This is a genomic window from Rhodospirillales bacterium, from assembly GCA_014323865.1.
Lineage (GTDB): Bacteria > Pseudomonadota > Alphaproteobacteria > SP197 > SP197 > SP197.
In genome coordinates this window covers 197,899-224,443 of sequence record JACONG010000010.1, presented here as the reverse complement: position 1 = coordinate 224,443, position 26,545 = coordinate 197,899, and the positions used below count along the sequence as shown (strand labels likewise).

Here is a 26,545-nt window from a genome sequence, read left to right as displayed (position 1 = left end):
GGTTCCGTGGCTTCGATCGTCTCACACTAGCTGCAACTTATTCGCAAGTGCAAGATATGTGCTCAGGCATCGTCGTCATCAATATCGTTTTCGCCATCGGCGCTGCCATCGTCCATATGATCGCGCAGGCGACCGACGGGCGGCAGATCGGGCCGGGCATCGAGCAACCCGGCCGCTTTCATTTCGTCGCGTCCGGGAAGATCGTCCAGCGCGTCGAGACCGAAATGCTCAAGGAAATGCTGGCTGGTGCGCCACTGCAGCGGCCGCCCCGGTACGCGGCGTCGACCGGACGGCCGAATCCAGCCGATTTCGAGCAGCAGATCGAGTGTGCCCCGGGAAAGGCCGACTCCACGAATCTCTTCGATCTCGGCACGGGTCACCGGCTGGTGATAGGCAATGATGGCGAGGGTCTCGAGCGCGGCACGCGACATCCGACGCGACCGCTTGATGCGAATCTTCAGCCTTGTGCCAAGATTCTCTGCAGTGCGGAAGGACCATTTGCCGGCAATCTTCACCGGTTCGACACCTCGCCCCCGGTAGTCCTTCTGAAGGTCGGCCAGCAGTGCAGGCACATCGAGGCCTTCTGGCAGGCGGCCCGCGATATCCTCCTCGCTGACCGGCTGCGGCGAGGCAAACAGCAACGCTTCGATCATGCGGAGGTCTTCGGAAATCTCGCTCATGAATCGTCGCCCCGCTGTTTGGTCCTGACTTCGATCGGCCCGAACGCGCCCGACTGCCGCAGTTCGATCTGACCCTGCCGGGTCAACTCGAGCGAGGCGGACAGCGTCGAACTGACAGCGGAGCGATAGATGATCCCGCCTTTCACCTCCTCGGGAAGCAGGGCGAACATATCCTTCCAATCGGGCAGATTGCCGACCAGAGCGCTGAGCCGCTCGATCGCCTGCTCCATCGTGAAGACCTCGACCGGACGCGGACGCCAGTTGCGCCCCTCGCTGCGGCGTGTGTGGTCGGCATAGGCGTTGAGCAGCTCATAGAGCGAGGCTTTCCAGACCACGTCGACATCGACCGGCAGCCCCTCTGCATTGCCACAGCAAAACATATCGACGCCGAGCTGCGGACGCTGCATCAGGCGCTTGGCGTTCTCGCGGATCGCTTCCAGCCGGTGCAGATGGAACTGCAGTGCCTCGGCCATCAGTTCGGGGCTGGGGTCTTCCTCCTCGTCGACCGGCAGCAGCAGGCGCGATTTGAGGTAAGCCAGCCAGGCAGCCATCACGAGGTAGTCGGCGGCCAGATCAAGCCGGATCTCGCGCGCCTCGGTGACAAACGCCAGGTACTGGTCGGCCAGTTCCAGGATGGAGATACGCGTCAGATCGACCTTCTGCTGGCGCGCGAGTGTCAGCAGGAGGTCGAGCGGTCCCTCGAAACCGCTGACATCGACGATAAACGCGGAGTTCGTGGCTTTCGCGTCTCCCGGCCAGGAATCCTCGAAAGCGTCCGTCGTACCCTGCATGGCAGCCCGCCTAGCTCCCCTGCCCTGCCAACATCAAAACCACATTGATCACACACTGCACGGGCGGGCCCAGAATCCACCCCAACACGTTCAGGGGCTGACCGATCTGTTGACCGATAAGCGGCGGCAGCGCAATCAACGCAATGATGATCAGCATGCCGTAGCGTTCAGTGCGCGCATAGGGCCGCGCCAGATTTGTCGGCAGAAGTCCCGTCATGACTCGCCCGCCGTCCAGCGGCAGCAGGGGCAGCATGTTGAAGACCGCGAGCACGACGTTGATGATCAGGGCATTGCGCAGGTTGTCGGACGTCCATTGCGCCCACTCCGCCGGAAGCAAGGGAACGAGATGCAGCAGCACGGCGGCGCTGAACGCCATGAGGAGGTTGATGCCCGGGCCGGCAGCAGCAACCCAGATCATGTCCTGCCTGGGCCGATGCAGCTGCCGGAAGTTCACCGGAACCGGCTTTGCATAGCCGAACAGGAACGGTGCGCCGGTCAGCAGAAGCAGACCGGGCAGCAGGACCGTGCCGAACTTGTCGGTATGAACGATCGGATTGAAGGTGACCCGGCCGAGCTGCTTGGCTGTGTTGTCGCCCAGCTTCCAGGCAACCCAGCCGTGCGCCGCCTCGTGCAGCGTGATCGCCGTGACGACCGGCAGGACCCAGACCGAGATCTGGTAGAGAAGACCCGCGGGATCGCCGAACATCAGCTCGCAGCCAGAAGAGCATCGAGGCGGGCAAGGGCCGCGTCGGGATCGAACCCGGGCTCCGGCTGAGAGCGTCGGGCAGCAGCGGATCGCACACGCCGCAGGGCATCGCCGTCGAGTTCCGGCACCGCATCGGCAACCGTACGCCTGGAGTCCAGAGGTTGATTGCAGTGCATCACGACATCGCAACCCGCCGCCAGGGAGGCCCGTGCGCGTTCTGCATGACTGCCGGACAACGCCTCCATGTCGATCGCATCGCTGACCAGCACGCCGTCGAAGCCGATCTCCCCGCGGATGACGTCACCGATAACCCTCGGTGACTGCGTCGCCGGGCGGTCCGGGTCGATCGCCGCATAGATCACGTGGGCGGTCATGCCCCAGGGCATGTCGCGCAAGGCATGAAACGGGCGCGTATCGTGGTCGCGCAATGTCTCCAGACTGGCATCGGTCGTCGGCAGGACATCGTGCGGGTCGACCGAACCCCGGCCGTGACCGGGCATATGCTTGATCATGGGCGCGACGCCGCCGGCCTGAAGACCGTCGCAATAGGACCGGCCGCAGACCGCCACGGTTTCGTGGTTGCTGCCGAAGGCACGGTCGCCGATGACGGCGTGCATGCCCTTGATCCGGAGATCCAGACAAGGCGCGCAGACCACATCGATCCCCATGGCGCGCATGTCGTGGGCAAGCAGCCGGCCCGCCAAACCGGCCGCTTCGGGACCGGCCGTGCCGAGCCGTTCGGCAGCGACACCGCCCCACCAGTGAGGTTCACGCAAGCGCGCAACGCGCCCGCCCTCCTGGTCGATCATGACCGGCGCATCGTCTCGCCCTACGACAGAGCGAAATTCTACAATCAAATTACATACTTGATCTGGATTATTAATGTTCCGTGCAAAGAGAATCAGCCCCAGGGGATCGGAGTCACGCAGGAACGCCCGCTCCTCATCGCCCAAGGTCAGACCGGCAAGATCGGTAATCAGCGCCTTGGGCATCGCGTCAGGGACCAACCACGAGGCAGTCGATGTCCCGCTGCCTGAGATCGGAACACAACGTCTCCGCGCCCGCGCGACTGTCGTAGGCCCCGACCTGGAGCCGATAGAATGTCGCCTCGCCGATCACGGCCTCGATGATCAGGGCGTCGACATCGGCAAGCAGGTCGTTGTTGTTGAGATAGAGCCGGTCCCAGGCCGCCGTGGCGATGTCACGCGATGAATAGGCGGCGATCTGAACCCGCGTCAGCCCGTCGCCCCTGGGAACGGCAGCGCCGTCGAGTGCAGGCTCTCCGGTGTTCGTGGCGACCGTCCCGGTTGTCGCCCTGCTCGTGCCTTCAACGGCCGACACGACGTCTTCGAAGGTCAGACCCGCATCGTCGGTCAGACCCGCGTTGTCGGCACCGGCGGCGAGCGAGACCGTGGTCTCATCAACGGCGGCGATCGTAACGGCCGGAGCTTCGGGCGGTTCCGGCTTCTCGGTCGGGATCGGCAACCCGCCGGGAACGGCATTGGCCACATCGGTCATGACCTGATCGACCAGCGTGGTCACCGCGTCGGGGCTGTAGAACGGGTCGGTGCCGACCGTGGTGATGGTCTCCGCAACGCCCGAAACCTCGACGTCGATGATGTCTGAATCGTCGGCTGTGTCCTTGAGTGCCATCGGTCGTTCGGGCTCGGGCATAAGGACTTCAAGCTTCTCGCCCTCCGCTTCACCACCGAACGTTTCGATCAGGATCGCGACGTCTGTGTGCTCGATTTCGGCACCACCGGGGTCGTCCGGAACCTGCTTGTAAGGCGAGTTGTTCGCGGTGAAGTAAGGCATCTCGCCAGACACCGACGGCGTGCCCTGGAGGAACTGATAGCCCTGCCAACCGCCGTAGACAAGCCCGCCGAGGACCAGGAGGCCGATCACCCAGCCGGTCGGAAAGCGCCGCTGCCGCTGCTCGTCGTCATCATCGTCGCAGGATGCCCGAGGCGCCGGTGCAGGCGGAGGCGGTTCGACATAGGCAGGGGGTTCGGGCTCGACGTCCGGCTTTACCTCGGGCCCGGGCTGCGGTGCCTTGTTGTCGCCTCCACAGAAAAGCTTGGGTTCCCTGCGCGTGCTCAGCGCATTTCCTCCCTGGGTTCGACACCGAAGAGATGAAGCCCTTCGGCAATCACCTGCCTGACGCCATCGATCAGTGCAAGCCTTGCACGTGTCAGCCCCTCATTATCTTCCACAAGGAAGCGCAGGGAAGGATCGTCGCGCCCCTTGTTCCACAACGCGTGGAATTCCCCTGCAACTTCATGCAGATAGGTGGCGATCCGGTGAGGCTGGTGCGCCTCGGCCGCGCCCTCGACAACCCGGGGCCAGCGCGCCAGGACCTTGATCAGGCCCAACTCGGCTTCATCCGACAAACCTGAGAGGTCGGTTTCGGAGAGAGCCGACGTATCGATCCCTGCCTCGGCGACATTGCGCATGACCGAACAGATCCGGGCGTGTGCGTAGTGCACGTAAAAGACGGGGTTGTCCTTCGACTGTTCCCGGACCTTCACGAGATCGAAATCGAGCGGCGCATCGGGCTTTCTGGTCAGCATGATGAACCGGACGACATCCTTGCCAACTGCCTCGACAACGTCGCGCAGTGTAATGAAACGCCCTGCCCGCTTCGACATCCGGAACGGCTCGCCGTTCTCGAAAAGGTTCACCAGCTGGGTCAGCAGAACGTCGAAATCGGCTTTGCCATCCGAGAGCGCTGCGACCGAGGCCTTCAAACGCCTGACGTAACCGGCATGGTCGACACCGAAGATGTTGATCATCACATCGAAACCGCGCTCAACCTTGCCGTTGTGGTAAGCGATGTCGGGCGCGAAATAGGTCCAGGTGCCGTCCGACTTCTTGAGGGGACGGTCCAGGTCGTCACCGAAGTCCGAGGACTTGAAGAGCGTCTGGGGCACAGGCTCCCAGTCCTCCGGCTTCTTGCCTTTGGGGGGCTCCAGCACACCGGTATAGATCAGGCCCTTCGATTCGAGCTTGGCGAGACAGGCCTCGATACCGCCCGATTCGACCATGGCACGCTCGGAACTGAAAACCTCCTGGTTGATACCGACCAGCGCGAGGTCTTCGCGAATCATGTCCATCATCGCTTCGATGGTGAACCGGCGAACAGCGATTAGCGGCTCCGGCAGAGGGCTCGCGCCCCGTTCCACCGCGCCCACCGCCTCTTTCAGGGCGGTACCGTGGTCGCGCGCCAAGGCTTCACCCACGGCCATCAGGTATTCGCCCGGATAGAGCCCCCCGAAGGCCTCGGCGGGCACGTCATCGCCGAGCGCCTGCAGGTAGCGCAGGTAGGACGACCAGGCGAGCTTGTCGACCTGGGCGCCTGCGTCGTTGACGTAGTACTCACGCGTGACGTCGTAACCGACCGCAGCCAACAGCGAGGCCAGCGCATCACCATAGACCGCACCGCGAGCATGGCCGACGTGGAGTGGGCCCGTGGGATTGGCCGAGACGTATTCGACGTTCGCCGTACGTCCCGCGCCGAGGTTCGGCAACTGCGCCAACGCGCCGGCGCGCAACAGAGTGGTCAAGCGGTCGCGCCAGAAGTCGTCGGCCAGCCGGATGTTGACGAAGCCGGGTCCGGCCACATCGACCCCTGCCACGTCGCTGTCTTCGCCCAGGCGATCGGCAATCTGCTGTGCGAGATCACGCGGCTTCACCCCGGCGGATTTGGCCAGGACCAGCGCAGCGTTGGTGGACACGTCACCATGGCTTGTGTCGCGTGGGGGCTCTGCCAGTATACGGTCGATCATGCCGCCGGCAGCGAGCGCACCGGACGCCTGCATGTCTTCGATTATCTTCTGAACTCGCCCAGTAAACTCACCGTAAACATTCATCTTTCTTCGCCACTACACGATGGTGTTCTTCCTGTGCGAACCGATCACTCATACCCGCGATATAGTCGGCGATCACCCGCATGCGAGCGGTCTCGTCCCGACCGACAAGGCAGTGACGCCACTCCTCGGGCAGATGCTGCGGACTGTCGCTGAAGATCGCGAACAACGCACGCAGAAGCTCGGCAGCCTCGCGGCGCTCAACCTTTACGCGGTCGTGATGATACATATTCGTGAATAGCCAGGCCTTCAAGGCCGTGTTGGCCTCCGCAACCGAGGGGCTGAACGCGATCACCGGCGCGCCGTGCCAGCGCACATCATCGGCGCTCTCGACGCCGCTTTCGGCGATCCTCAGACGGGATTCCTCGGTCAGATCGCCGACCAGCCGGTTGATGATCCGGCGCACCGTCTCCTGCACCAACCGGTCGGAGGCGGCACCGGGATAACGCTCGATGACCTCGCGTGCGGCATCGCCCGCGAGCGGCGCACCGAGCAGGTCATCGAGCGTGAAGAGGCCGGCCCGCAACCCGTCGTCGATGTCGTGGCTGTGATAGGCGATGTCGTCGGCAATCGCAGCGGTCTGGGCTTCTGCACCGGCGAAGGTATCGACCTGAAGGTCGTGGACGGCGCAATAGTCGCGGATCGCGCGCGGCACCTCGCCGGCGATCGGGCCGTTGTGCTTCACCACCCCTTCGAGCGCCTCCCAAGTCAGGTTGAGGCCATCGAAATCGGCATAGCGGGTTTCGAGCTCGGTCAGAATGCGCAGGGTCTGCACGTTGTGATCGAACCCGCCCCAGGCCTCCATGGCAGCATCCAGCACATCCTCGCCAGCATGACCGAAAGGCGTATGGCCGAGATCGTGCGCCAACGATACCGCCTCGGCGAGATCTTCGTTGAGCCGCAACGACCGCGCGACCGAGCGCGCGATCTGGGCCACCTCCAGACTGTGGGTCAGCCGCGTGCGGAAATGATCGCCTTCGGTCGCGATGAACACCTGAGTCTTGTGCATGAGACGGCGGAATGCCCGGCAATGGACGATTCGATCGCGGTCACGCTGAAAGACCGATCGGCTTCGACTCTCGGGTTCGGGAAAGCGCCGTCCCCTGCTTTGCGCGGGATCGCAAGCGTAGGGCGCGAGGGAGCCGGTCGTCATGGCGCGGAACCTAGTGTTCCGTTAGGGCAATAGCAATGCGTTGAATTGACACGCATTCGCGCGCACCTACATTGAGAGTACAAGAGAGAAACGGCCATGAGCGACATGACCACCATCGATGGTATAAATGTGACCCCCGATGCTGCCAAGCGCATCGGGGAGATCATGACCGCAGAACGTGGCGATGCTGCGGCGGGACGTCTGCGCATTGTGGTCACCGGCGGCGGCTGCTCTGGCTTCCAGTACCACTTCAAGATCGACGAAGGGCCCGAAGACGGCGATATCGAATATGTCTCGGGCGGTGCCAGGGTCGTGGTCGACGATATCTCGCTCCAGTTCCTGGCAGGTTCCACGCTGGAATTCATCCAGAACCTCGAAGGCAGCTACTTCACGCTGGAGAACCCGAACGCCACATCGTCCTGCGGCTGCGGCACCTCGTTCGCGATCTAGCCGTCAGGCTCTGGCCTCCCCTTCGTGTGCCCGCTATCGTCGGCCCATGAAGATTGCCACCTGGAACGTCAACTCGATCAAGGCGCGCCTGCCGAATGTTCTGGCGTGGCTGAATGATGCCGCGCCCGACGTGGCGCTGCTGCAGGAGCTCAGGACGGTCGAGGACGGCTTCCCGTTCCTGGAAATCGAAGAGCTCGGCTACAACTGCGCGGTTGTCGGCCAGAAGACCTACAACGGCGTGGCAGTGCTTTCGAAGCACCCTCTGGACATCGAAACCAGGGTCCTTCCGGGCAACGACAGCGATGAACAAGCCCGTTACCTGGAAGCGGTTACCAACGGCGTTCGGGTCGCCGCGATATATCTGCCCAACGGCAATCCGACTCCGGGCGAAAAGTTCGACTACAAGCTCGCCTGGATGGACCGTCTGGTCGACCACGCCCACACGCTTCTGACATACGAAGAGGCCGTCGTTCTGGGTGGCGACTACAACGTCTGTCCGACCGACGCCGACGTCTACGACCCGGAAGGCTGGGCTGACGATGCGCTGTGCCGACCGGAATGCCGCGCTCGCTTCCGCAAGTTGCTCTGGTTCGGCTATACTGAGGCCTACCGCACGCTGCACCCGGACACGGCCCGTGCCTGGAGTTTTTGGGACTATAAGGGCGGTGCATGGCGGCACGACCACGGCGTTCGCATCGACCACCTTCTGCTCTCTCCGCATGCCGCAGACCGTCTGGTCGCCTGCGACATCGACCGTGAACCCCGCGGCAAGGAGAAGGCATCCGATCACACACCCGTCTGGTGTGAGCTTGCATGATGAAAACCACGACGATCGCGTGTGTTGTCTTTGCCGTGGCGCTGAGCGATTGCCTGGGTTCGCGGACACAATCGTCAGGCACAAGCGTTCCATCATCGACCTATGGCACGGCGCCTTCGAGCTTCGATGAGGTCGCCGTCATCCCTGGATGGTCCGTGAGGACTGGAACGCCGTTTATGAGATGACAACCGGCCCCGCTCAACGCGACGCCGTTGCCCTGGAAATGCTGGGGTTGGCGATCAATGATGGCTCCGTCACAGCGTCCCGGTTTGTCGACGGGTGCAGGGTGCTGCCAGACCATGCCGCGGGTTCACCGTCGCCATGGCCGCTGTACGAGGCCAGGTCGTTGCCTGGCGCACGTCCCCTGCGTCTGGTATGTCGCCGGTGCCGAGAACGGCGGGGCGGACGCGCAGTTCAAGGCTGGACGTCCGTTCCTGGCCGGCGAAATCGTCCGCTTCGATCTCGAACGCACAACCGAAATGCTGTTCGCGGCCGACGCCGTAGACACACGCCTCTACGCAGGCATGATCGGTGAGGCCCTCTCCTACAGCCTGCCGATCATTGCGGAGAACGCCGGCGAGCATGAGGTTGGCCCCTATGCCTCGATCAGTCTTCTCCCCTAGCTTGAGATTTCCCAGCAGACAAAGGACTATCTCACCACTTCGGAAGCGGACGTCGAAAGACGCATCACCGATGTGTTGCCCGCAGAAGCGGTCGAAGCAACACGAGATCCTGCCAATCAGTACATCGAACTTGTCAACGATCCGAAAACGCTGCAACGAGCGCTGGAGGAGTTTCTGGAGTCTTAGGATTCGAGGCCGCCGGGCCAACCCCCGGGCCGGCCCTTGGAACAACGTTTGGAAGGAGGAAAACGATGGCAGCATTGCCCGAAAAGGTCGAGGGATGGCCTTTGTCCACTCCGCGCTCTGTGACGCTCGGCAGGGGCAGGCACAGGCGCGGTCGTCTTGGTTTCGTCCTTTTGACCAACGAAGAAACGGCCGATGACGACATCCGCAACATCGTACCCAGCGACGTCGGCGTCTTCTACACACGGGTGCACATCGATGACCCTGTTGACGTTGCCAACCTGTCCGCTGTCGGTGACCGCCTGCCAGCCTGCGCGGCCTTGCTGCCAGAAGACATGGACGCCGTCGCCTATGTCTGCACGTCCGGCAGTGTCGTCGTCGGTGAGGACGAGGTCGCGCGCAAGTTGTCCGAGGGTCAGCCGGGTGCCAGGGCCACATCGGTAGCAGCGTGCGTGATCGCGGCCATGCGGGCGCTCGGCATGACAAAGGTCGTGCTCGGCACCCCCTATCTTGATGAGGTCAACCATTTCGAGGCCGACTGGCTGGTCGATCGCGGCTTTGAGGTTCTCGACGTCCAGGGCCTGTGCCTGGAGACCGGCCGTCAGATGTGCCAGGTCGAACCCGAGGACCTCGTCAAACTCGCACTGGAGATCAATCGACCCGACGCGGACGGCATCTTCATCTCCTGCACGGCACTACGCACGGTCGAGGTGATTGAAGAAATCGAGCAGAAGACCGGAAAACCCTGCGTGGCCAGCAACCAGGCTCTGATCTGGCATATGATGCGGCTCGCAGGCGTGAACGACAGGATCGAGGGGCTCGGGCGACTTTATCGGGAACACTGAATTTGGCACCCCGGCGACGCAACGCCCGGGACCGTCTGGCCCGCATCGAAGCCGCGCTCGCCGCGTTTCGACAACGGCTGATTCGACCGCGCGTCGATCGGGTTCCCCCTGCTTGCTATGGAGCAGACGGTCGAGAGCGTGATGATTGGCGTGAGCGTCGTCTTTGCCGAACCTGGACGCGGAGCGCCGGGCAACCAGGCCGACATACCTCATAACCGGTGTGATGCGCGCGCTGAAGACGCCCGGCGCGACCCGTATTGTTGTCGCAACCCCTTATCCCGACGAGGTCAACCGGATCGAGGCCCACTACGTGGCCGCCCAGGGCTTCGACATTCCGGACATCCAGGCGCTCAACATTGAAAACGATGTCGACATGGTGCGCGTCACGCCGGACTACCTGCTGGAGTACGGTACCGGGGTTGGCCGGCCCGAGACCGAAGCGATCTTGATGATCTGCGGCACCCTGCAATCCATGGAAATCATTGATGCCCTGTAAGCGCGAACCCGCAAGCCTCTCGTGACATCCAATCAGGCGATGTTGCGGTGCGATCCGCTACCGGATGTCGGCCGAGACCTTCGAAACCAACAACTGCCACTGTCGCAGTTGCCACATGGCGGCAGGCGCTCTTGTTATGGCCTTCGTCGATCTGAAGCCCGGAGAGTTTCGCTGAACCTCCGGAATGCCCGCCATGACGTATCCTCACTGGGCGGCAGGCGCTCTTGTTATGGCCTTCGTCGATCTGAAGCCCGGAGAGTTTCGCTGAACCTCCGGAACGCCCGCCATGACGTATCCTCACTGGGCGGCAGGCGCGGAACGTCGCTCCCCTACGAAGACAGCGACTGGCCGAGAGAGGTTCATGTCTGCACCTCAACCCTGGATGATCCGGCCACCCTTCCGCCGACCGTTCACACCACGATGGCCGACAACATCCCATAGTTCCGCTGCGATGACAGATTGCCGGAACTCGAGGGGGTTTGGAGCGAACTCCGTCCCCTGAAGGGCCGACGCTGCCGACGTGATCAATGCGGCGATCCGACGCCCGGAACGCCAACCGACACCTAGAGGTCGGCGAAAACGTGCGTTTCGCCCTGCCCACCGGGATGGGTCACGGCGCCAAAACGGGCCGGACCGACCGTCTGGGCGTACTTCCAGATGGTGCCGGCGTTGTAGTCCGTCTGGCGCGGTTGCCAATCCGCCTTGCGCGCGGCCAGTTCCTCGTCGGAGAGCTCGACATCGAGCGTGCCCTTTTCGGCGTCGATGACGATCATGTCACCGTTCTGGAGAAGGCCGATCGGGCCGCCCTCGGCCGCCTCCGGCCCAACATGGCCGATACAGAAGCCGCGCGTTCCGCCCGAGAACCGCCCATCCGTGATGAGGGCGACCTTTTCGCCCATGCCCTGGCCGTAGAGTGCGCTGGTGGTCGAGAGCATCTCGCGCATGCCCGGGCCGCCCTTGGGGCCCTCGTAGCGCACGATCAGGACATCACCTTCGTTGAATTCCTGGCGCAGCACGGCCTCAAGGCAGTCTTCCTCGCGGTCGAAACAGCGCGCAGGCCCGCGGAACCGGAGGGTTTTCATGCCGGCGATCTTCACGATCCCGCCCTGCGGTGCGAGGTTGCCCTTCAGCCCGACCACGCCGCCCGTTGTCGAAAGCGGATTGCTGATCGGCCGGATGACGTCCTGGTCCTCCGGGAACACCACATCGGCATGATTCTCGGCCAGCGTCTTTCCGGTCACCGTCAGGCAGTCGCCGTGCAGATAGCCGCCATCCAGCAGCGCCTTGATCAGGATCGGGATGCCGCCGGCCTCGTAGAGATCCTTGGCGACGTAACGGCCGCCCGGCTTGAGATCGGCGATGTAGGGCGTCTTGCGAAAGATCTCACAGACCTCGTCGAGCGTGAACCCGATGCCGGCCTCATGCGCAATCGCGGGAAGATGCAGCCCCGCGTTGGTTGAACCGCCCGAGGCCGCGACGACGACCGCCGCATTCTCAAGCGCCTTGCGCGTGACGATGTCGCGCGGACGGATACTCTTTCCGATCAGCTCCATCACCGCGTGCCCCGCGCGCTCGCAGAAGGCGTCGCGGCTCTCGTAGGGTGCCGGCGTCGAGGCCGAGTACGGCAGAGCCAGGCCGATCGCCTCGGAGACCGTCGCCATGGTGTTCGCCGTGAACTGACCGCCGCAGGAGCCGCCCGACGGACATGCCGCGTGTTCGACAATGCCGAGGTCCTCGTCGGACATGTTCCCGGCTGCGTTTGCACCGACCGCCTCGAAGACATCGATGATCGTCACGTCCTTGCCGCGGAACTTGCCGGGCAGGATCGAACCGCCATAGATGAAGACCGACGGCACGTTGAGCCGCACCATCGACATCATCATGCCCGGCAGGGATTTGTCGCAGCCCGCGAGACCGACAAGGCCATCGTAGCAATGCCCGCGCATGGTGAGTTCAACTGAGTCAGCGATGACTTCGCGGCTCACCAGTGACGACTTCATGCCGTGATGGCCCATGGCGATGCCATCGGTCACCGTGATGGTCGTGAACTCGCGCGGTGTGCCACCGGCAGCCTTCACGCCCTTCTTCACCGCCTGCGCCTGACGCATCAGGGTGATGTTACAGGGTGCTGCTTCGTTCCAGGTTGTGGCGACACCGACGAAAGGCTGCGCCACATCGTCATCGGTCAGGCCCATGGCGTAGTAGAAGGCCCTGTGCGGTGCACTCTTCGGTCCCACCGACACGTGTCGGCTCGGCAGTTTCGACTTGTCCCAACGGGTCATGGCGTCTCTCCCTGAAACGAAACGTCTTGTTTGTCGCGGCGGAGACTAGTGGTGCGGTCCCGCGATGTCACGCTGCACCCGGGTCCCCTCGCCGTTGCCGTTGTGCCAAGCAGCGGCTCCATTCCCGTGCGGCTTCCGCCCAATCATGCGTCATGCCCACCACGTCCCGATCTCGATCGGCGTCGCGCTCGCAGCCGGGCTTTGCGGGCTCTACGGGTTGCCGCAACGCTATCTCGAGGGCGAGGACATGACGGGCGGCTGGAGAGCACTCACGCAGTACATCATCCCGCTCGTGCTGATGACGCTTCACGCCACAGCACGGCACGAACGTCTTCGGTGCCGCAGGATATGATCACGAGTAAATTGAATCTGCTCTGGAAGGAAGGGCTTTGACATGTCGATAAATGAATACGGGCGCATCACGCGCATCGGCCTGCGGCACGCGCGCGAGGCCTTTCGCGATCCGATGACAGTCGCGGGCCAATGGCAGGGTCTCAACTATCACGCCATGCCGGACTTTGACGCCGCCCTGCGCGAATACGACAGTTTCGTCGAAGTCCTCTCGCTTGCCGGTGCCGATATCCATTTCCTGCCCCACGGCGACGGCCTGTCGATCGATTCGATTTATGTGCGGGACGCGTCGATCCCCTCGCCCAAGGGTGTGATCCACTGCAACATGGGCAAACCTGCGCGCAAGGCCGAACCCGGTGTCAACGGCGGCGTCTATGACAGCCAGGGTGTTGCCATTGCTGGCACCATCACGGGCGACGGCCACATCGAGGGTGGCGATTTCGTCTGGCTCGATGACAGGACCTGCGCCGTCGCCTGCGGCTACCGCACCAATGCCGAGGGCATTCGCCAACTACGCGCGCTGCTCGGTGCGGACGTTCACGTCGAAGTCTGCCCGCTACCTCACTTCAGGGGGCCATCGGACGTGTTTCATCTGATGTCAATTCTGTCGCCGCTCGATCGTGATCTTGCGCTTGTCTATTCGCCGCTGATGCCCGTGCCGTTCCGCAACTGGTTGCTGGAACGCGGGCTCTGCTTGGTCGAAGTGCCCGACGAGGAGTTCGAAAGCATGGGCTGCAACGTGCTCGCGACCGCGCCGCGCCGTTGCGTGATGGTCGAAGGCAACCCCGAAACCCGTCGTCGGCTGGAGACCGCAGGTTGTGAGGTCGTGACCTATGACGGCAGCGAGATCAGCCGCAAGGGTGAAGGCGGGCCGACCTGTCTGACCCGACCGCTGGAACGCGACAGCTAGGCCGCAAGCCGCACGATTCCGCCCTCGAGCCAGCACTCGATGAAGCGCTCGGTCCAGGCCTGGATCGAGGCTTCGTAGGACGCAGACAAGCGCAACTGCTGCGGAAGGCTCTGGATGCCCGGACGGCCGAGCTGCGTGTCGTTGTCGCCATACCAACCTTCGAGATCGGCGTGCTTGGCATCGGGGTGTCCCTGCAGGCCGATTGCGGAGCCCAGGGCGTATGCCTGAACCGGGAACGCCTCGTTGCGAGCGAGCAGCGTTGCGCCTTCGGGCAGGTGCATGATGCCCTCGTAGTGCGCCTGGTAGATGTGGCTGAGGCCGAAGAACAGGCTCGCGCCCTCGGCGGTCGGCTCCAGGGGATAGAACCCGAGTTCCATCAGGCCGTCCGGACGGGGGCCACCCTCACCGCCGAACGCCATGGCAATCAGCTGAGCGCCGAGGCACATGCCCAGGACCGGACGATCGCCGCGCTCGACCACCTTGCGCACCCAGGCCATTTCACGGATCAGCCAGGGCCAGCGCTCCGACTGGCGCATTGACCCCTCACAACCACCGGCAATCACAACGCCGGCGTAGGCCGATGCGTCTTCAGGCAAGGGATCGCCATCGACATGGCACAGGAAATCGATCTCATAGCCCCGAGTGTCCAGGACGTCGGCGATGCGCGTGCTGGTCCAGTCGCGGCGGTGGATGATATAGAGAATGCGATCGGACATCATGATTACGCCGCCTCCGCTTCGCTGCAAGCCGAACCGACCCAGGTGTCGATGAACCGTTCCGTCCAGGCCTGGATCGAGTCCTCATAGACCGCGGCCAGACGCAGCTGCTCCTCGACGCTCTGAGCGCCAAAGAAGTCGATGTAGGGATCGTTCTCCAGGAACTCGCGGGTCAGCTTTTCGAGCGCGACATCGGGATGGAACTGCGTGCCGTAAGCGTGGTCGCCAATGCGGAACGCCTGCACCGGAAACTGGTTTCCGCGCGCCAGCAGCACAGCGTTGTCCGGCAGCCGGAAGATGCCTTCGTAATGTGCCTCGTAGAAATGGCTGGTGCCCTCGAAGAGGTCGCGTCCGGCTTCGGTCGCGTCGATCTGATAGAAGCCGAGTTCACACAGCTCGTCAGGACGGCCCCAGATCTTGCCGTCGTAGGCCGCGGCCAGGAGCTGCGCGCCCATGCAGATTCCATAGGTCGGCACACCCTTGTCGACAGCCTCACGGATGTAGGCGATCTCGTCGGCGACCCACTGCAGTTCGTCGGGCCGGGCAGCATGGCCGTCCTCGCTGCCGCCGATCACCAGGGCGGTGTAGCCGTCGACCGGCGGCAAGGTATCGCCGAAGGCCGGGCAGACGAATTCGATCGTATGGCCGCGCGAGCGCAGGACTTCGGCCACGCGACAGTCCGTCCAAGCCTGGTTGTGAACGACGTAAAGAATGCTTGATGACATTGAGAGATCCCCCGGAAATACGGGTTCATGCCCGTCATCGAGAGGTAATCCGGGCCATTACATGAATCCAGCGGAGAATTTTCAACATCTTCATGAACGATTCTCAAGTTATGGGATGAGCCGCTTCGTCACCCGGTCGCACACCACCGCGTCGCCACGATCGATCATGTGAACGCGGTCGTCTGGGTGAAGCAGATCAGCCGGGCGCCGATGGCGTCGGCGTGCTGCGACCAAGCCTTCAAGGTGCTCTCGATCAACGCATTGAACTCGGCGCGTTCGGCGTCATGGTTCTCCGCGTTGTGACGCAGTGGGTAAAACGCGTCGTTCTTCCGGCCGTAGAGCGGTTGCTGCCTTTTCGGTATCTGGCCCATGTGAGGGGGCAGGGTCTTGCCGTCGCCGTCACCCCAACCGCGAAACAGAACGAACCGCCGAGGACCAGATCGACCGGTTCGTCGGCCGGTATCTCATCGAGCCGGATCTCCCGCCCGCCCGCGCCTATGCTGCGTCGCAAGCCCCAGGCATCTGTCTGGCAACGCCCTTGGCTGGAGTTGGGGATCGTCAAGCGCATGACGAACGGCTCCCAGACCCGCACAATGTCGAGCCGATGGGTAAAGCCGCATCTGCGGCAACAGCACATAGACACGCGAGAGATCGCAGCCGTCGGAGGCCTTCGGTTCGTTGGTATCAGCCATGGCGCACCATACTCTGCCCTTACGGCTGCGCCTCAGGCGGCCTCGAGCCGCGCCAGGGCCTCGGCCAAGCGGTCGCGCGACTGCTCCGCCGCAGCAAGACGCTCCCGGTTCTCCTCAACGACCTCGTCGGGCGCATTGGCCAGGAACTTCTCGTTCGAGAGCTTCTTGCCGAGACCGGCCACCTCACCGTCGGCCTTGCCGATCGCCTTCTTCAAGCGTGTCACCTCGGCCGCGATGTCGATCACGTCTTCAAGCGGCAGGATGAGCGTGGCACCATCGAACACGGCTTGGGCCGAACCCGCAGGTGTCGTGTTGGCGCGGTCAATGCTCTCCAGACGCGCCAGCCGCAGGATGAGGTCCCGGTGGCGTGCCATGCGAGCCTCGGCCTCCGCGCCACCGTCCTTGAGCAACGCCACGATCCTGGCACCGGCCGGCACGTTGACCTCAGCGCGGATCGTACGGATCAGCGAGATCAGGCGGACGATCCAGTCCATCTCATTGGATGCTGCGACGTCGATCGCTTCCTCGCCATAGGTGGGCCAACCGGCGCGGATGAGCCTGGTCTCGCGATGACCGTCCAGCTGACGCCACAGCTCCTCGGTGATGAAGGGCATGATGGGATGCAGCATCAGCAGCAGCTGGTCGAGAGCCCAACCGGTCGCCGCACGAGTCTCGGCCGCAGCCGCCTCGTCGTCACTGTTGAGGATCGGCTTGGTGAACTCGAGGTACCAGTCGCAGAACACGTTCCAGGCTGCCTGATAGGCCGCCTGCGCACCGTCGTTGAAGCGATAGGCCGCAAGCGCCACATCGAGACGGATGCGGAGCCGCGCCATCTCGCTCGCGATCCAGCGGTTCACGGTCTCCCTGCAGGTTGACGGGTCGAACGTGCTGTCGGCAACGCAGCCGTTCATCTCGCAGTAACGCGCCGCATTCCAGAGCTTGGTTCCGAAGTTGCGATAGCCCTCCACACGCTGCTTCGAGAGCTTGATGTCACGCCCGGGCACCGCCATGGCGCAGAGCGTGAAGCGCAGCGCGTCGGCACCGTACTCGTCGATCAGTTCCAGGGGATCGATGATGTTCCCCTTGGACTTCGACATCTTGGCGCCCTTCTCGTCCCGCACCAGCGCATGGATGTAGACGGTGTGGAACGGCACCTCTTTCATGAAGTGAAGTCCCATCATCATCATGCGGGCGACCCAGAAGAAGATGATATCGAAGCCCGTGACCAGCACATCGGTCGGGTAATAGCGGCGCAGTTCCGGAGTGTCCTCGGGCCAGCCGAGGGTCGAGAACGGCCACAGCGCCGACGAGAACCACGTGTCGAGCACGTCGGGGTCACGCTCCAGCGGAACGTCTTCGCCGTAGTGCTCGCGCGCCCTGAGCCGTGCCGCCTCCTCGTCATGCGCCACAAAGACCTCGCCGTCGGGCCCGTACCACGCGGGAATCTGGTGGCCCCACCAGAGTTGGCGCGAGATGCACCAGGGCTGAATGTTGCGCATCCACTCATAGTAGGTCCTGGTCCAGTTCTCTGGCACGAAGCAGGTCTTGCCCTCCTCGACCGCCCTGATGGCAGGTTCGGCCAGCGTCCTGGCGTCCGCATACCACTGCTCTGTCAGCCAGGGCTCGATCGGCACGCCGCCACGGTCCCCGAACGGCACCTGATGGAGATGTTCGTCGATCGTCTCCAGAAAGCCGTCGGCCTCCATGTCGGCGACGATACGCTCGCGCGCCTCGAAACGGTCGAGGCCGCGGTAGGCTGCGGGCGCGTTCTCGTTGATGCGTGCTTCGGCATCCAGAATGTTGATCATTTCGAGGTTGTGGCGCTTGCCGACCTCGAAGTCGTTGAAATCGTGCGCCGGCGTGATCTTCACCGCACCGGAACCCTGTTCGGGGTCAGCGTACTCATCAGCCACGATCACGATCCTGCGGCCGACCAGCGGCAGAATGGCGTGTTTGCCGACAAGGTCGCGATAGCGCTCATCGTCGGGGTGCACGGCCACCGCAGTATCGCCCAGCATCGTCTCCGGCCGGGTCGTCGCGACGGTGATGAAACGACCGTCTTCGCCCTCGACGGGGTAGCGGAAGTGCCAGAGATGGCCCTTCACCTCCTGCTGCTGGACTTCCAGATCGGAGATCGCGGTCAACAGCCTGGGATCCCAGTTGACCAGGCGTTTGTCCTTGTAGATAAGGCCGGCTTCGTAGAGGTCGACGAAGACCTTGATCACGGCCTCACTCAGGCCCTCGTCCATGGTGAAGCGTTCGCGCGACCAGTCCGCCGAGGCACCCAGGCGCCGAAGCTGCCGGCCGATCAGGCCGCCGGACTCACCCTTCCAGGTCCAGACCTTGTCGATGAAGGCTTCCCGCCCCATTTCGCGCCGGTCGAGACCCTGTTCGGCAAGCTGACGCTCGACCACCATCTGCGTCGCGATGCCGGCATGATCCATGCCCGGCTGCCAGAGCGCATCGCGCCCCTTCATGCGCTCGTGGCGGATCAGGATGTCCTGCAGCGTGTTGTTGAGAGCATGGCCCATATGCAGGCTGCCGGTGACGTTCGGCGGCGGAATGACGATGGTGTAGGGCTGCGCGTTGTCACGGCTGCCGATTGAGAACGAGCCGTCGCGGTCCCAGTCTTCATAAAGGTTCTGTTCGACGCCGTTGGCGTCGTAGGTCTTTTCAAGCATGGCTTGGTTCCAGGACAGCAACGCCGCGGAGGGTCATCCGCGGCGCCGGGTTATAGACGATCCTGTCGTTTTGTCAGTTCCTGTCGTCGCCCTCGAGCCGCCGCGAGAGGTAGCGTACTTCACGCTCGACAATCCGTTCGACAATGGCCGGCAGATTCTCGTCCAGCCATTGGCTCAGCATGGGCCTGAGCTGTTCCATCACAAGCTGCTCGATCGGCCGGCCTTGAGGTACGCCTTCAAGCGGATCGCGCTCGGTCGCCCGGGCGAGCGAACCAAGGGCGGCGGCGGCAGAACTGCGCGTGGCTTCCGACATCAGACCGTCGTCGCTCATGGGTTTCTCCTCCTGGAGCGGTTTCTCATTATCGGGCACAGCGTCGGCAACCGGTGCGATCCCGATGTCCTCGGGAACATGCGACACATCCGTGCCGGTGATGTGGGCCGCTTCTTCGGCCTCGGGGACCGCAGCCTCGCCATCGTTCTCTTCCGGCGGATCCGCCTCAGCGGCCTCAGGCATTTCCGGCACGTCGGCTTCCGCTTCGGCTTCGATCACTTCGGCCAAGTCGAGCGGCTCGGCATCCTCGTCATCGGCTATCTCGGCGAGGCCGACGATGTCATCGTCGGGCGCAGCATCGTCCTGCGCGTCCCGAACGGTCGTATCGCCCCTGGAATCGTCCTCGTCGATGATCTTGCGAATCGACGCCAGGATGTCCTCCATCGAGGGATCCTGACTGTTCGTGGAATCTGCCATCGCCTCAACCGTTCTCGTTCGCATGCAGATTATGCGATTTGTGGGCCTTCCGAAACATAGTCGGGTAGTCGGGAGCTATACTACCCACGCATTCGCATGCAGATTATGCTATTTGTGGGCCTTCCGAAACGTCAGCCATCTCCAGCAGTCAGTCGTCGGTCAGACCGCCGTATCCCCACCACGCGTCGCGGGCCTCGTCGTAATACTCCTCGACGTCGTAAATCACGACCGGGAGCCGAAGGTCGTCGGCGGTCAGGCGCCCAAGCGTGGCCTGCAGGGCGTAGCTCGCGACCACGGCATCGCGTTCGGCCGTCACCAGCCTGATCTGGCTCTCGAACAGCTCCTGCTCGGCATCGAGGATGTCCAGAACGGTGCGCTCGCCCACCTGCGCCTCGCGCTCGGTGCCCTCAAGGGCGATGGTGTTGGCCTCGACCTCGGCCATGAAGGCGTCGACCTCGGCCAGAGCCGTCGCGAAAGCCTGCCACGAACTGATGACATTCGCTTCGACCTGACGCCGTGCCTCATCGATCTGAATACGTCTCTGGGCCGCCGTCTGGGTCGCCTCACGGATCTGGGAGGATTCGAATCCGGCCTGGTAAAGCGGAACCGTCAGTTGCACCTGAATTGAAAACTCGTCCTGATCGGCGATCGTCGTGCTGAGATCATCAAGATGCTGATAGCTGGCAATCAGGTTGATGTGGGGCAGCAGATCGGCGAACTGGATGTCGATACCGTCCCTTGCAGCCAACTCGGTCGCCAGCGCCTGACGGATCACGGAACTTTCGCGCTCGGCGATATGCTGCGCCTCATCGACATCCTGCGGCAGTCCGACCAGAACGCCCGGCCGCGACAACACAGTGGGCGCGATCCCGATCGTCTCCTCGAACGACGCGTTCTCGCTGATCAGTGAGCCTTCCGCCCGGATTCGATCTGCAACCGCGCCGGCATGCCGGGCGCGCGCCTGCGAAACGTCGGTCCGGGTCACTTCACCGACACGAAACCGGTCCTCGGTCGCCTCAAGCTGGCGCAGCAGGCGCTGTTCGTTGCTGACCGCAAGGTTCACCACCTCGCGTGCAAGCACGACGTCCATGTAGCTCGTAACCGCGTCCAGCAGGACCTGCTGTTCGATGTTCTGAAGGCTGGCCCGCTGGGCGATAATGATGTTGTCGGCCTGTGACACTTTCGCGGCAGTCCTGCCACCCTGATAGAGCGGCTGGTTCAGGCTGAGCCCATAGTTGTTCGGGTTCGAAGACTCCCAGGGCGACAAGTTCGTCTCGCTGCGTTCGTACGCTAACGCACCGGTCGCCGAGAGTGTCGGCCTGAAACCCGACAGTGCCTGCGAAATCTGCTCATCGACCGAACGGAGCTCGGCGCGCGCCGCCAACAGCGTCGGGTTGCTGTTGTAGGTCAGAGCCATCACCTCCTCGAGGCCCTGGGCCCAGGACGGCGTCGCAGCGCCTGCCAGCAGCGCGAAGGCGGAACTGGCGGCGAGGGTTCTAAAGCTGAAATGCGGCTTCACGTACGAAACTCCGCAAAGGTGGGACATTGGCGTCAAACAACACGCGCTGTCCGACAGCACCGCCGGTGCCGCGGCGCATCACGACAGCCTTGCCGACCCCGCGATCGTCGACGACCGTCAAGAGACGACCACCGTCAGCGAGCTGTTCGGTTATCCCGTCGGGAACCTCGCCACAGCGCCCCTCGATGATGATCACATCGTAAGGTGCCTGCCTGGGATACCCCTCGACAAGCTCGCCCTCCACCACGACACCGTTGTCGACACCGAGATCGGACAAAACACGGTCGGCATGGGCAACAAACTCGGGATCATCGTCGAGCCCCACGACCGTCTCGGCAAGGTGCGAGACCAGCGCAACGGCGTAACCCGTGGTGCAGCCGACAACCAGGACCGCGTCGCTCGCCGTGATCTCGGCCGTCTGCAGAAGGCGGGCCAGCACCATGGGCTCGGTGACATAACGTTCGCACTTGATCCGGAGATCCTCATCGACATAGGCAATCGACCGCAGATGCTCGGGCAGAAAAACCTCGCGCGGGATATCACCCAGCGCATCGAGAATCCGCTCGTCAGTGACCTTCACGGTCCGTATCTGGCTGTCCACCATGGCCTTTCGGGCCTTGACGAAATCGACCATGAACAGGGCTTTCCGCAGGTTCCAGAACGATGACTTCTTTAACCCTTGTCCATCGCGCGCGCAACCGGCGTCTCCGGTTGACCGGCATCACACATCCAACCGAAGCGCCGCGGCGCACTGGAACCAGGCGAAGGCTTGCGCGTCATCGTGCGGCATGGCGTCGCCGTCGTGGCAGGCGAGGCTGGCGACCCTGGATCGCATGGCGGCGGGCCAAAAGCGACGGCAACAAACCTGTTGCAGCCCCTCTGCGAAACCGCTAGGAACGCCCGCTCCGCGGCCAGGTGGCAGAGTGGTGATGCAGCGGACTGCAAATCCGCTTACATCGGTTCGATTCCGGTCCTGGCCTCCACTCATCTCAAGACCAGGTTATCTTGAGATCAGGCGTCGATGAATGGCGGCAGCCGACTTCGATCATGTTCTGGCGCAGTTCGGTCTTGAGGATCGACAGCATGTGATCGCCACCCGAACGGCCCCCGCGGCGACGGCATGGACGAAGGCGCGTCCCGGCAGGACGAAGTCAGCCCCAGTCCGATCAGCCACATTTCATCAAGCGCCGAACACACGCCGCCGACGTCTGGCAGGCAGGCGTCGGGGCCGACCGCTTCGCGGATGACGTGCAACACGGATATGGACGTCGGCACCGCATCGAGCTGGTGACCGTCATGGTTCGAGACGGCGATCGCGTCGTCACCGATCAGGCGCTGTATACCCGTCAGCGTACGCATTGACGTGCGCGGGGCCATCCGTATAAGATCTTTCTGCCACTGATCCGCGATAGCTCAGTTGGTAGAGCAGCTGGCTGTTAACCAGCGGGTCGTAGGTTCGAGTCCTACTCGCGGAGCCAATTCGAAAAGGCTGCATCAGACCGATGCGGCCTTTTCTTTTTTTCTCCCTGCTTCCCTTGTCCGAAGTACCCTTGGACCGCGCCGCGTCCGGGCCGCGACGGGGACACATGGCAGACCAGGATTTCCAGAGCGACATCGCCGCGCACCACGACGCACCATGATGGAGGTCTGGGAAGACCAGATCCATCCCGACCTCTTCGAGGGCGATGACGCCCACGGCCGCGACGCGGTGATCCTCGACCTCTGGGAAAGCTACCTAGAAGCAACATGAACGAAACCACGATCCAACCGCCCCAGGCGATCCTCGATATGCTGCCCGACGACGGCAGCGGTCCGGTGTTCAAGGAACCCTGGCAAGCCCGCATCTTTGCGCTGGTCTCGCAGATGTACATGGACGGGCAGTACATATGGGACGATTTCAAACACCTGCTGATCGACGAAATCCAGACCAACGGGGCCGACGACGGCAGCGACTACTACGAACGCTGGCTTGCCGCAGCGGAACGGCTGGTGACGGCCAAGGGCATGGCCCAAACGGCCGCCCTGGCCGAGCGCAAGGCGCATCTTGCGGACCATCCTCCGCACCCGACCACATCCGACTCCGGACCGATCGCCGTCGATCCCGCGCGCAAGTCCTGACCATGACGTTGGAACGCGCCCGCAAGGAGGCCCTCAACCGCCTCGTCGCAGCGCATCGCAGCAAGGATGACGACACGGCCGCGCGCCTGACCGCCGAACGGTGCCCGACCAGGACGATCCGGAGGCTCACCGTCGCACCAAGGTCGCCCTTATGAACCAACGGCCTCATCCCGGCGGCCATCACGGCACAGGTCAACTGCGTCAATGCCGGCATGCGGATCGGCAAACGCCTCGCCGATGACGAGACTCCGCTGACCGCATCGATCCCGATCCACGACGATTGCACCGATGACAGAGCCGCCATCCATCGCCAACGCAACCTTCACCTTCACAATGTCCCCTGGCACAATGTCCCCTGGTTCCTCCCGATGGTTGCGCGCCTTGCAGGGCAGATCGGCGATGCGGCCAGGTGTTGTCGGCCGTCAACGCGGTGGCCGGTCCAGCGGCGCGGAATCCGGCCGATCCGGGACCGATCGGTGCGCTGTGTTGAGGGTCGTTTCGCGATGCAGGATGTAGAGGCCGCTGGCGATGACAATGGTCGAGCCGGTGACGATCCAGACGTCGGGTACGGTGTCGAACACGAGGTAGCCCAGGATCACGGCCCAGACGATGCTGGTGTACTTGAACGGCGCGACAAGCCCGATCTCGGCGTAACGCACCGCCTCGATCATCAGGTACTGCGCGCCGGCCAGCAGGACACCCGCACCGGCCAGGAGGCCGATGTGCTCCCAGGTCATGGCTTGCCAGGCGACCGCGTGCCAGCCCACGACGGGCGCGAGCGACGAGACGAGGCCTGCCAGCATGACGGCAACCGTGGTCACCATGAGGATCGACGACGAACTGTCGGAAACACTCAGCCTGCGCGTCACGATGTCGCGCAGGGCACCGGTCACCGCCGCACCGAGTGGCAGCAGCGCGGCGAGTGCGATCCCCTCGCCTGTGGGCTTGAGAGCCACGACCACGCCGCACAAGCCGACGATGACAGCCGACCAGCGCCGCCAGCCGACCCGCTCGCCCAGCATCGGCACGGCCAGCACCGTGCCCAGCAACGGCGCGGCAAAGGCGATTGCGAGCGCATCGGCGATCGGCATCAGGCTGATCGCGGTGACGAAGAGGAACATGCCGCAGACCACAATGCCGGATCGCACGGCATGGCCCTTCACATTGCGCACGCGCAGGTTCGACAGTCCCCCCTCGTTGAGCGCCAGGAGCAGGATCGGCGGAAACACGAAGATCGCGCGCACGAACATGATCTGGCCCACCGGATAATCCGTGGTCAGCCATTTCAGGATCGCGTCGTTGAAGGTGACCAGAGCGCAACCGGCCACCATGCAGAGAAGACCCTTGACGCCTGGCGCCATACGCGCGGCTTGCAAAACAACCATAACGACCCTCTTAGCACCGCTCCCGCAGGCATTGACAGGGCGACCGTGAACGGCAACGAAGGCAAACCCGCGCGCCGTGGGTCATCAGCCGCATTTCCTTGAGGACACCACGTGACCGCAACCGATTCCTCCACCAACCGTTTCGAGACCGATCTCGATCAGACGCCGGCCAACCACGAGGCCCTGACGCCGATCGATTTCCTGGTCCGCTCGGCCCTCACCCATCCGGCCAGGACCGCCTGGGTCTACGGCGACCGGTCCGCGACCTATGCCGAAATGCACGATCGCTGCCGGCGACTGGCGAGCGCCCTGCGCAAGCATGGCGTCGAGCGCGGCGAGAGCGTTGCGATCATGGCCCAGAACGGCCCGGCGATCCTGGAGGCGCACTTCGGCGTCCCGATGGCCGGCGCGGTCCTCAACGCGCTCAACTTCCGCCTCGACGCGGCGTCCATCGCCTTCATGCTGGGCCATGCGGGCACGCGCGTCCTGATCGCCGACCGCGAGTTTACCGCCACCATGGAAGAGGCCGTGGCCCAGCACGGCAAGCCGCTCCATGTCATCGCGATCGACGACCCCGATACCGACAACGAGACCGGCTTCGGCGACACGACATACGAGGCATTCCTGGAGGCCGGCGATTCCGCCGACGAGCCCGTTCTGCCCGCTGACGAATGGAACGCGGTCTCGCTCAACTACACATCAGGCACCACGGGCAACCCCAAGGGCGTGGTCTATCACCATCGCGGTGCCTTCCTGAACGGCATCGGCAACGGCATGTCGCTCGGCTTCTCCGGCGAAACGGTGAACCTCTGGACCCTGCCGATGTTCCATTGCAACGGCTGGTGCCATGCCTGGGGCGTCACGGCGTTTGCCGGAACCCATATCCTGCTGCGCAAGGTCGATTCGAAGGCGATCTTCCGCCTGATCGACGAGCACAGGGTCACGCACATGGCCGGTGCGCCGATCGTGCTCAACATGATCCTGAACGCACCCGACGAACACAAACGCACCTTCCCCCAGACCGTGACGATCTCGACCGGTGGCGCTGCGCCACCGAGCGCCGTGATCGCGGGCATGGAGGCGCTGGGCTTCAGGGTCATCCACCTCTACGGCCTGACCGAAACCTATGGTCCCGCTCTGATTGCATCCTGTCAGGACGACTGGATGGACATGTCCGTCGAGGACCGGGCCCAGGCCATGTCGCGCCAGGGCCTGCGTCATCCCATGGTTGCCGGCCACATGGTGGCCGATCCCGACACGATGCAACCCGTCCCCGCCGACGGCGAGACGATCGGCGAGATCATGCTGCGCGGCAACACGGTGATGAAGGGCTATCTCTCCAACCCCGACCAGACACGCAAGGACCTGGCCGGCGGCTGGTTCCACTCGGGCGATCTCGGCGTGATGCATCCCGACGGCTACATCCAAGTGAAGGACCGCTCCAAGGATATCATCATCTCGGGCGGTGAGAACATCAGCTCGATCGAGATCGAGGACATGCTGTTCAAGCATCCGGCCGTCATGGAGGCCGCCGTGGTCGCGCGCAGCGACGAGACATGGGGCGAAACACCCTGCGCCTTCGTGACACTCAAACCCGGTCGGGAAGCAACCGACCCGACCGACATCATCGGCTTCTGTCGCGACAACATGGCCCACTTCAAGGTGCCGAAGACCATCGTCTACGGACCGCTGCCGAAGACTGCGACCGGCAAGATCCGGAAGTTCGCCCTGCGGGATCGGGCCAATGCGCTCGGTCTTGACGACGCCGACTTCGACGTCAACCGCCGCTAGCACCCTCACAGACAGGA

At 63.5% G+C, this 26,545-nt stretch carries 26 protein-coding genes and 2 tRNA genes; 11 read left to right on the top strand and 17 right to left on the bottom strand.

Features of this window, described 5'->3' with window-relative positions:
- Positions 1–62 precede the first annotated feature (62 nt).
- The 7 genes from scpB to GDA49_05395 form a co-directional block, all read right to left on the bottom strand.
- Entirely contained in the window at positions 63–680 is a 618-nt protein-coding gene (scpB, locus tag GDA49_05425) for an SMC-Scp complex subunit ScpB (protein MBC6439845.1), read from the bottom strand.
- A complete protein-coding gene (locus GDA49_05420; protein ID MBC6439844.1) occupies positions 677–1,471 on the bottom strand; it encodes a segregation/condensation protein A in 795 nt (264 codons plus the stop codon). The genes scpB and GDA49_05420 overlap by 4 nt, the downstream gene beginning before the upstream one ends.
- Positions 1,472–1,481: 10 nt before the next feature.
- Positions 1,482–2,177, bottom strand: coding sequence for a site-2 protease family protein (locus tag GDA49_05415; GenBank protein ID MBC6439843.1), 696 nt, complete (start codon positions 2,175–2,177; stop codon positions 1,482–1,484).
- The gene (gene nagZ / locus GDA49_05410; protein MBC6439842.1) at positions 2,177–3,169 is read right to left on the bottom strand and encodes a beta-N-acetylhexosaminidase; all 993 of its coding nucleotides are present in this window, start codon (positions 3,167–3,169) and stop codon (positions 2,177–2,179) included. Before nagZ ends, GDA49_05415 begins: the two co-directional genes overlap by 1 nt.
- Before the next feature lie 4 nt (positions 3,170–3,173).
- Positions 3,174–4,082, bottom strand: coding sequence for an SPOR domain-containing protein (locus GDA49_05405; GenBank protein ID MBC6439841.1), 909 nt, complete (start codon positions 4,080–4,082; stop codon positions 3,174–3,176).
- 191 nt (positions 4,083–4,273) lie between these two features.
- Positions 4,274–6,046, bottom strand: a complete 1,773-nt coding sequence (locus GDA49_05400) for an arginine--tRNA ligase (GenBank protein ID MBC6439840.1) — start codon at positions 6,044–6,046, stop codon at positions 4,274–4,276.
- Positions 6,030–7,196 (bottom strand): deoxyguanosinetriphosphate triphosphohydrolase, encoded by a 1,167-nt coding sequence (locus tag GDA49_05395; protein ID MBC6439839.1) that lies wholly within the window; start codon positions 7,194–7,196, stop codon positions 6,030–6,032. Before GDA49_05395 ends, GDA49_05400 begins: the two co-directional genes overlap by 17 nt.
- Before the next feature lie 105 nt (positions 7,197–7,301).
- On the opposite strand from GDA49_05395, the gene GDA49_05390 reads away from it, so the two are divergent.
- The 5 genes from GDA49_05390 to GDA49_05370 all read left to right on the top strand — a co-directional run bounded on the left by GDA49_05390 (position 7,302) and on the right by GDA49_05370 (position 10,610).
- The gene (locus GDA49_05390) at positions 7,302–7,646 is read left to right on the top strand and encodes an iron-sulfur cluster assembly accessory protein (protein ID MBC6439838.1); all 345 of its coding nucleotides are present in this window, start codon (positions 7,302–7,304) and stop codon (positions 7,644–7,646) included.
- 46 nt (positions 7,647–7,692) lie between these two features.
- On the top strand, positions 7,693–8,463 hold the full coding sequence (gene xth / locus GDA49_05385; protein ID MBC6439837.1) for an exodeoxyribonuclease III: 771 nt from the start codon (positions 7,693–7,695) through the stop codon (positions 8,461–8,463).
- 299 nt (positions 8,464–8,762) lie between these two features.
- A complete protein-coding gene (locus tag GDA49_05380) occupies positions 8,763–9,086 on the top strand; it encodes a hypothetical protein (GenBank protein ID MBC6439836.1) in 324 nt (107 codons plus the stop codon).
- Positions 9,087–9,442: 356 nt separating this feature from the next.
- On the top strand, positions 9,443–10,114 hold the full coding sequence (locus GDA49_05375) for an aspartate/glutamate racemase family protein (GenBank protein MBC6439835.1): 672 nt from the start codon (positions 9,443–9,445) through the stop codon (positions 10,112–10,114).
- 223 nt (positions 10,115–10,337) lie between these two features.
- Positions 10,338–10,610, top strand: coding sequence for a hypothetical protein (locus tag GDA49_05370; GenBank protein MBC6439834.1), 273 nt, complete (start codon positions 10,338–10,340; stop codon positions 10,608–10,610).
- A gap of 563 nt (positions 10,611–11,173) precedes the next feature.
- Here GDA49_05370 and ilvD read toward each other — a convergent pair.
- On the bottom strand, positions 11,174–12,892 hold the full coding sequence (gene ilvD / locus GDA49_05365) for a dihydroxy-acid dehydratase (protein MBC6439833.1): 1,719 nt from the start codon (positions 12,890–12,892) through the stop codon (positions 11,174–11,176).
- Between the two features lie 145 nt (positions 12,893–13,037).
- On the opposite strand from ilvD, the gene GDA49_05360 reads away from it, so the two are divergent.
- Both GDA49_05360 and GDA49_05355 read left to right on the top strand, forming a co-directional pair.
- A complete protein-coding gene (locus tag GDA49_05360) occupies positions 13,038–13,244 on the top strand; it encodes a hypothetical protein (protein ID MBC6439832.1) in 207 nt (68 codons plus the stop codon).
- A 42-nt stretch (positions 13,245–13,286) separates the two neighbouring features.
- Complete coding sequence (locus tag GDA49_05355) at positions 13,287–14,153, top strand: hypothetical protein (GenBank protein ID MBC6439831.1); 867 nt, start codon at positions 13,287–13,289, stop codon at positions 14,151–14,153.
- On the opposite strand, the gene GDA49_05350 is transcribed toward GDA49_05355, so the two are convergent.
- The 7 genes from GDA49_05350 to GDA49_05320 form a co-directional block, all read right to left on the bottom strand.
- Positions 14,150–14,872 carry a hypothetical protein gene (locus tag GDA49_05350; GenBank protein MBC6439830.1) on the bottom strand — a complete coding sequence of 241 codons (723 nt, stop codon included), beginning with the start codon at positions 14,870–14,872 and terminating at the stop codon, positions 14,150–14,152. The two genes, GDA49_05355 and GDA49_05350, sit on opposite strands and share 4 nt — an antisense overlap.
- Before the next feature lie 2 nt (positions 14,873–14,874).
- On the bottom strand, positions 14,875–15,594 hold the full coding sequence (locus GDA49_05345) for a gamma-glutamyl-gamma-aminobutyrate hydrolase family protein (protein MBC6439829.1): 720 nt from the start codon (positions 15,592–15,594) through the stop codon (positions 14,875–14,877).
- A gap of 164 nt (positions 15,595–15,758) precedes the next feature.
- Positions 15,759–15,965 (bottom strand): hypothetical protein, encoded by a 207-nt coding sequence (locus GDA49_05340; protein MBC6439828.1) that lies wholly within the window; start codon positions 15,963–15,965, stop codon positions 15,759–15,761.
- 353 nt (positions 15,966–16,318) lie between these two features.
- Positions 16,319–18,967, bottom strand: coding sequence for a valine--tRNA ligase (locus GDA49_05335; protein MBC6439827.1), 2,649 nt, complete (start codon positions 18,965–18,967; stop codon positions 16,319–16,321).
- A 73-nt stretch (positions 18,968–19,040) separates the two neighbouring features.
- On the bottom strand, positions 19,041–19,715 hold the full coding sequence (locus GDA49_05330) for a DUF2497 domain-containing protein (GenBank protein MBC6439826.1): 675 nt from the start codon (positions 19,713–19,715) through the stop codon (positions 19,041–19,043).
- Positions 19,716–19,863: 148 nt separating this feature from the next.
- Positions 19,864–21,234, bottom strand: a complete 1,371-nt coding sequence (locus tag GDA49_05325; GenBank protein ID MBC6439825.1) for a TolC family outer membrane protein — start codon at positions 21,232–21,234, stop codon at positions 19,864–19,866.
- The gene (locus GDA49_05320) at positions 21,212–21,868 is read right to left on the bottom strand and encodes a protein-L-isoaspartate O-methyltransferase (protein ID MBC6439824.1); all 657 of its coding nucleotides are present in this window, start codon (positions 21,866–21,868) and stop codon (positions 21,212–21,214) included. The genes GDA49_05325 and GDA49_05320 overlap by 23 nt, the downstream gene beginning before the upstream one ends.
- Positions 21,869–22,143: 275 nt before the next feature.
- Here GDA49_05320 and GDA49_05315 point away from each other — a divergent pair.
- Positions 22,144–22,217: transfer RNA gene (locus GDA49_05315), tRNA-Cys, on the top strand.
- Positions 22,218–22,245: 28 nt separating this feature from the next.
- Here the strand turns inward: GDA49_05315 and GDA49_05310 are convergent.
- Entirely contained in the window at positions 22,246–22,611 is a 366-nt protein-coding gene (locus GDA49_05310; GenBank protein MBC6439823.1) for an alpha-hydroxy-acid oxidizing protein, read from the bottom strand.
- Between the two features lie 25 nt (positions 22,612–22,636).
- On the opposite strand from GDA49_05310, the gene GDA49_05305 reads away from it, so the two are divergent.
- Positions 22,637–22,712, top strand: a tRNA-Asn gene (locus GDA49_05305).
- A 268-nt stretch (positions 22,713–22,980) separates the two neighbouring features.
- Positions 22,981–23,352 (top strand): nitrile hydratase accessory protein, encoded by a 372-nt coding sequence (locus GDA49_05300; protein ID MBC6439822.1) that lies wholly within the window; start codon positions 22,981–22,983, stop codon positions 23,350–23,352.
- A gap of 422 nt (positions 23,353–23,774) precedes the next feature.
- On the opposite strand, the gene GDA49_05295 is transcribed toward GDA49_05300, so the two are convergent.
- Positions 23,775–24,737 carry a DMT family transporter gene (locus GDA49_05295; GenBank protein MBC6439821.1) on the bottom strand — a complete coding sequence of 321 codons (963 nt, stop codon included), beginning with the start codon at positions 24,735–24,737 and terminating at the stop codon, positions 23,775–23,777.
- A gap of 111 nt (positions 24,738–24,848) precedes the next feature.
- Here GDA49_05295 and GDA49_05290 point away from each other — a divergent pair, with 111 nt between their 5' ends.
- Positions 24,849–26,528 (top strand): AMP-binding protein, encoded by a 1,680-nt coding sequence (locus GDA49_05290; protein MBC6439820.1) that lies wholly within the window; start codon positions 24,849–24,851, stop codon positions 26,526–26,528.
- The last annotated feature ends 17 nt before the right edge of the window (positions 26,529–26,545 follow it).

Bases quoted from the DNA above. Each gene is read 5' to 3' on its own strand.
- GDA49_05380 (MBC6439836.1), top strand. From the start codon at position 8,763: ATGCCGCGGGTTCACCGTCGCCATGGCCGCTGTACGAGGCCAGGTCGT.
- GDA49_05350 (MBC6439830.1), bottom strand. From the start codon at position 14,872: ATGATGTCCGATCGCATTCTCTATATCATCCACCGCCGCGACTGGACC.
- GDA49_05360 (MBC6439832.1), top strand. From the start codon at position 13,038: ATGCGTCATGCCCACCACGTCCCGATCTCGATCGGCGTCGCGCTCGCA.
- GDA49_05330 (MBC6439826.1), bottom strand. From the start codon at position 19,715: ATGGCAGATTCCACGAACAGTCAGGATCCCTCGATGGAGGACATCCTG.
- GDA49_05370 (MBC6439834.1), top strand. From the start codon at position 10,338: ATGCGCGCGCTGAAGACGCCCGGCGCGACCCGTATTGTTGTCGCAACC.
- GDA49_05395 (MBC6439839.1), bottom strand. From the start codon at position 7,196: ATGACGACCGGCTCCCTCGCGCCCTACGCTTGCGATCCCGCGCAAAGC.
- GDA49_05415 (MBC6439843.1), bottom strand. From the start codon at position 2,177: ATGTTCGGCGATCCCGCGGGTCTTCTCTACCAGATCTCGGTCTGGGTC.
- scpB (MBC6439845.1), bottom strand. From the start codon at position 680: ATGAGCGAGATTTCCGAAGACCTCCGCATGATCGAAGCGTTGCTGTTT.
- nagZ (MBC6439842.1), bottom strand. From the start codon at position 3,169: ATGCCCAAGGCGCTGATTACCGATCTTGCCGGTCTGACCTTGGGCGAT.
- GDA49_05390 (MBC6439838.1), top strand. From the start codon at position 7,302: ATGACCACCATCGATGGTATAAATGTGACCCCCGATGCTGCCAAGCGC.
- GDA49_05340 (MBC6439828.1), bottom strand. From the start codon at position 15,965: ATGGGCCAGATACCGAAAAGGCAGCAACCGCTCTACGGCCGGAAGAAC.
- xth (MBC6439837.1), top strand. From the start codon at position 7,693: ATGAAGATTGCCACCTGGAACGTCAACTCGATCAAGGCGCGCCTGCCG.
- GDA49_05310 (MBC6439823.1), bottom strand. From the start codon at position 22,611: ATGGCCCCGCGCACGTCAATGCGTACGCTGACGGGTATACAGCGCCTG.
- GDA49_05335 (MBC6439827.1), bottom strand. From the start codon at position 18,967: ATGCTTGAAAAGACCTACGACGCCAACGGCGTCGAACAGAACCTTTAT.
- GDA49_05345 (MBC6439829.1), bottom strand. From the start codon at position 15,594: ATGTCATCAAGCATTCTTTACGTCGTTCACAACCAGGCTTGGACGGAC.
- GDA49_05355 (MBC6439831.1), top strand. From the start codon at position 13,287: ATGTCGATAAATGAATACGGGCGCATCACGCGCATCGGCCTGCGGCAC.
- GDA49_05320 (MBC6439824.1), bottom strand. From the start codon at position 21,868: ATGGTCGATTTCGTCAAGGCCCGAAAGGCCATGGTGGACAGCCAGATA.
- GDA49_05420 (MBC6439844.1), bottom strand. From the start codon at position 1,471: ATGCAGGGTACGACGGACGCTTTCGAGGATTCCTGGCCGGGAGACGCG.
- GDA49_05300 (MBC6439822.1), top strand. From the start codon at position 22,981: ATGAACGAAACCACGATCCAACCGCCCCAGGCGATCCTCGATATGCTG.
- GDA49_05400 (MBC6439840.1), bottom strand. From the start codon at position 6,046: ATGAATGTTTACGGTGAGTTTACTGGGCGAGTTCAGAAGATAATCGAA.
- ilvD (MBC6439833.1), bottom strand. From the start codon at position 12,892: ATGACCCGTTGGGACAAGTCGAAACTGCCGAGCCGACACGTGTCGGTG.
- GDA49_05295 (MBC6439821.1), bottom strand. From the start codon at position 24,737: ATGGTTGTTTTGCAAGCCGCGCGTATGGCGCCAGGCGTCAAGGGTCTT.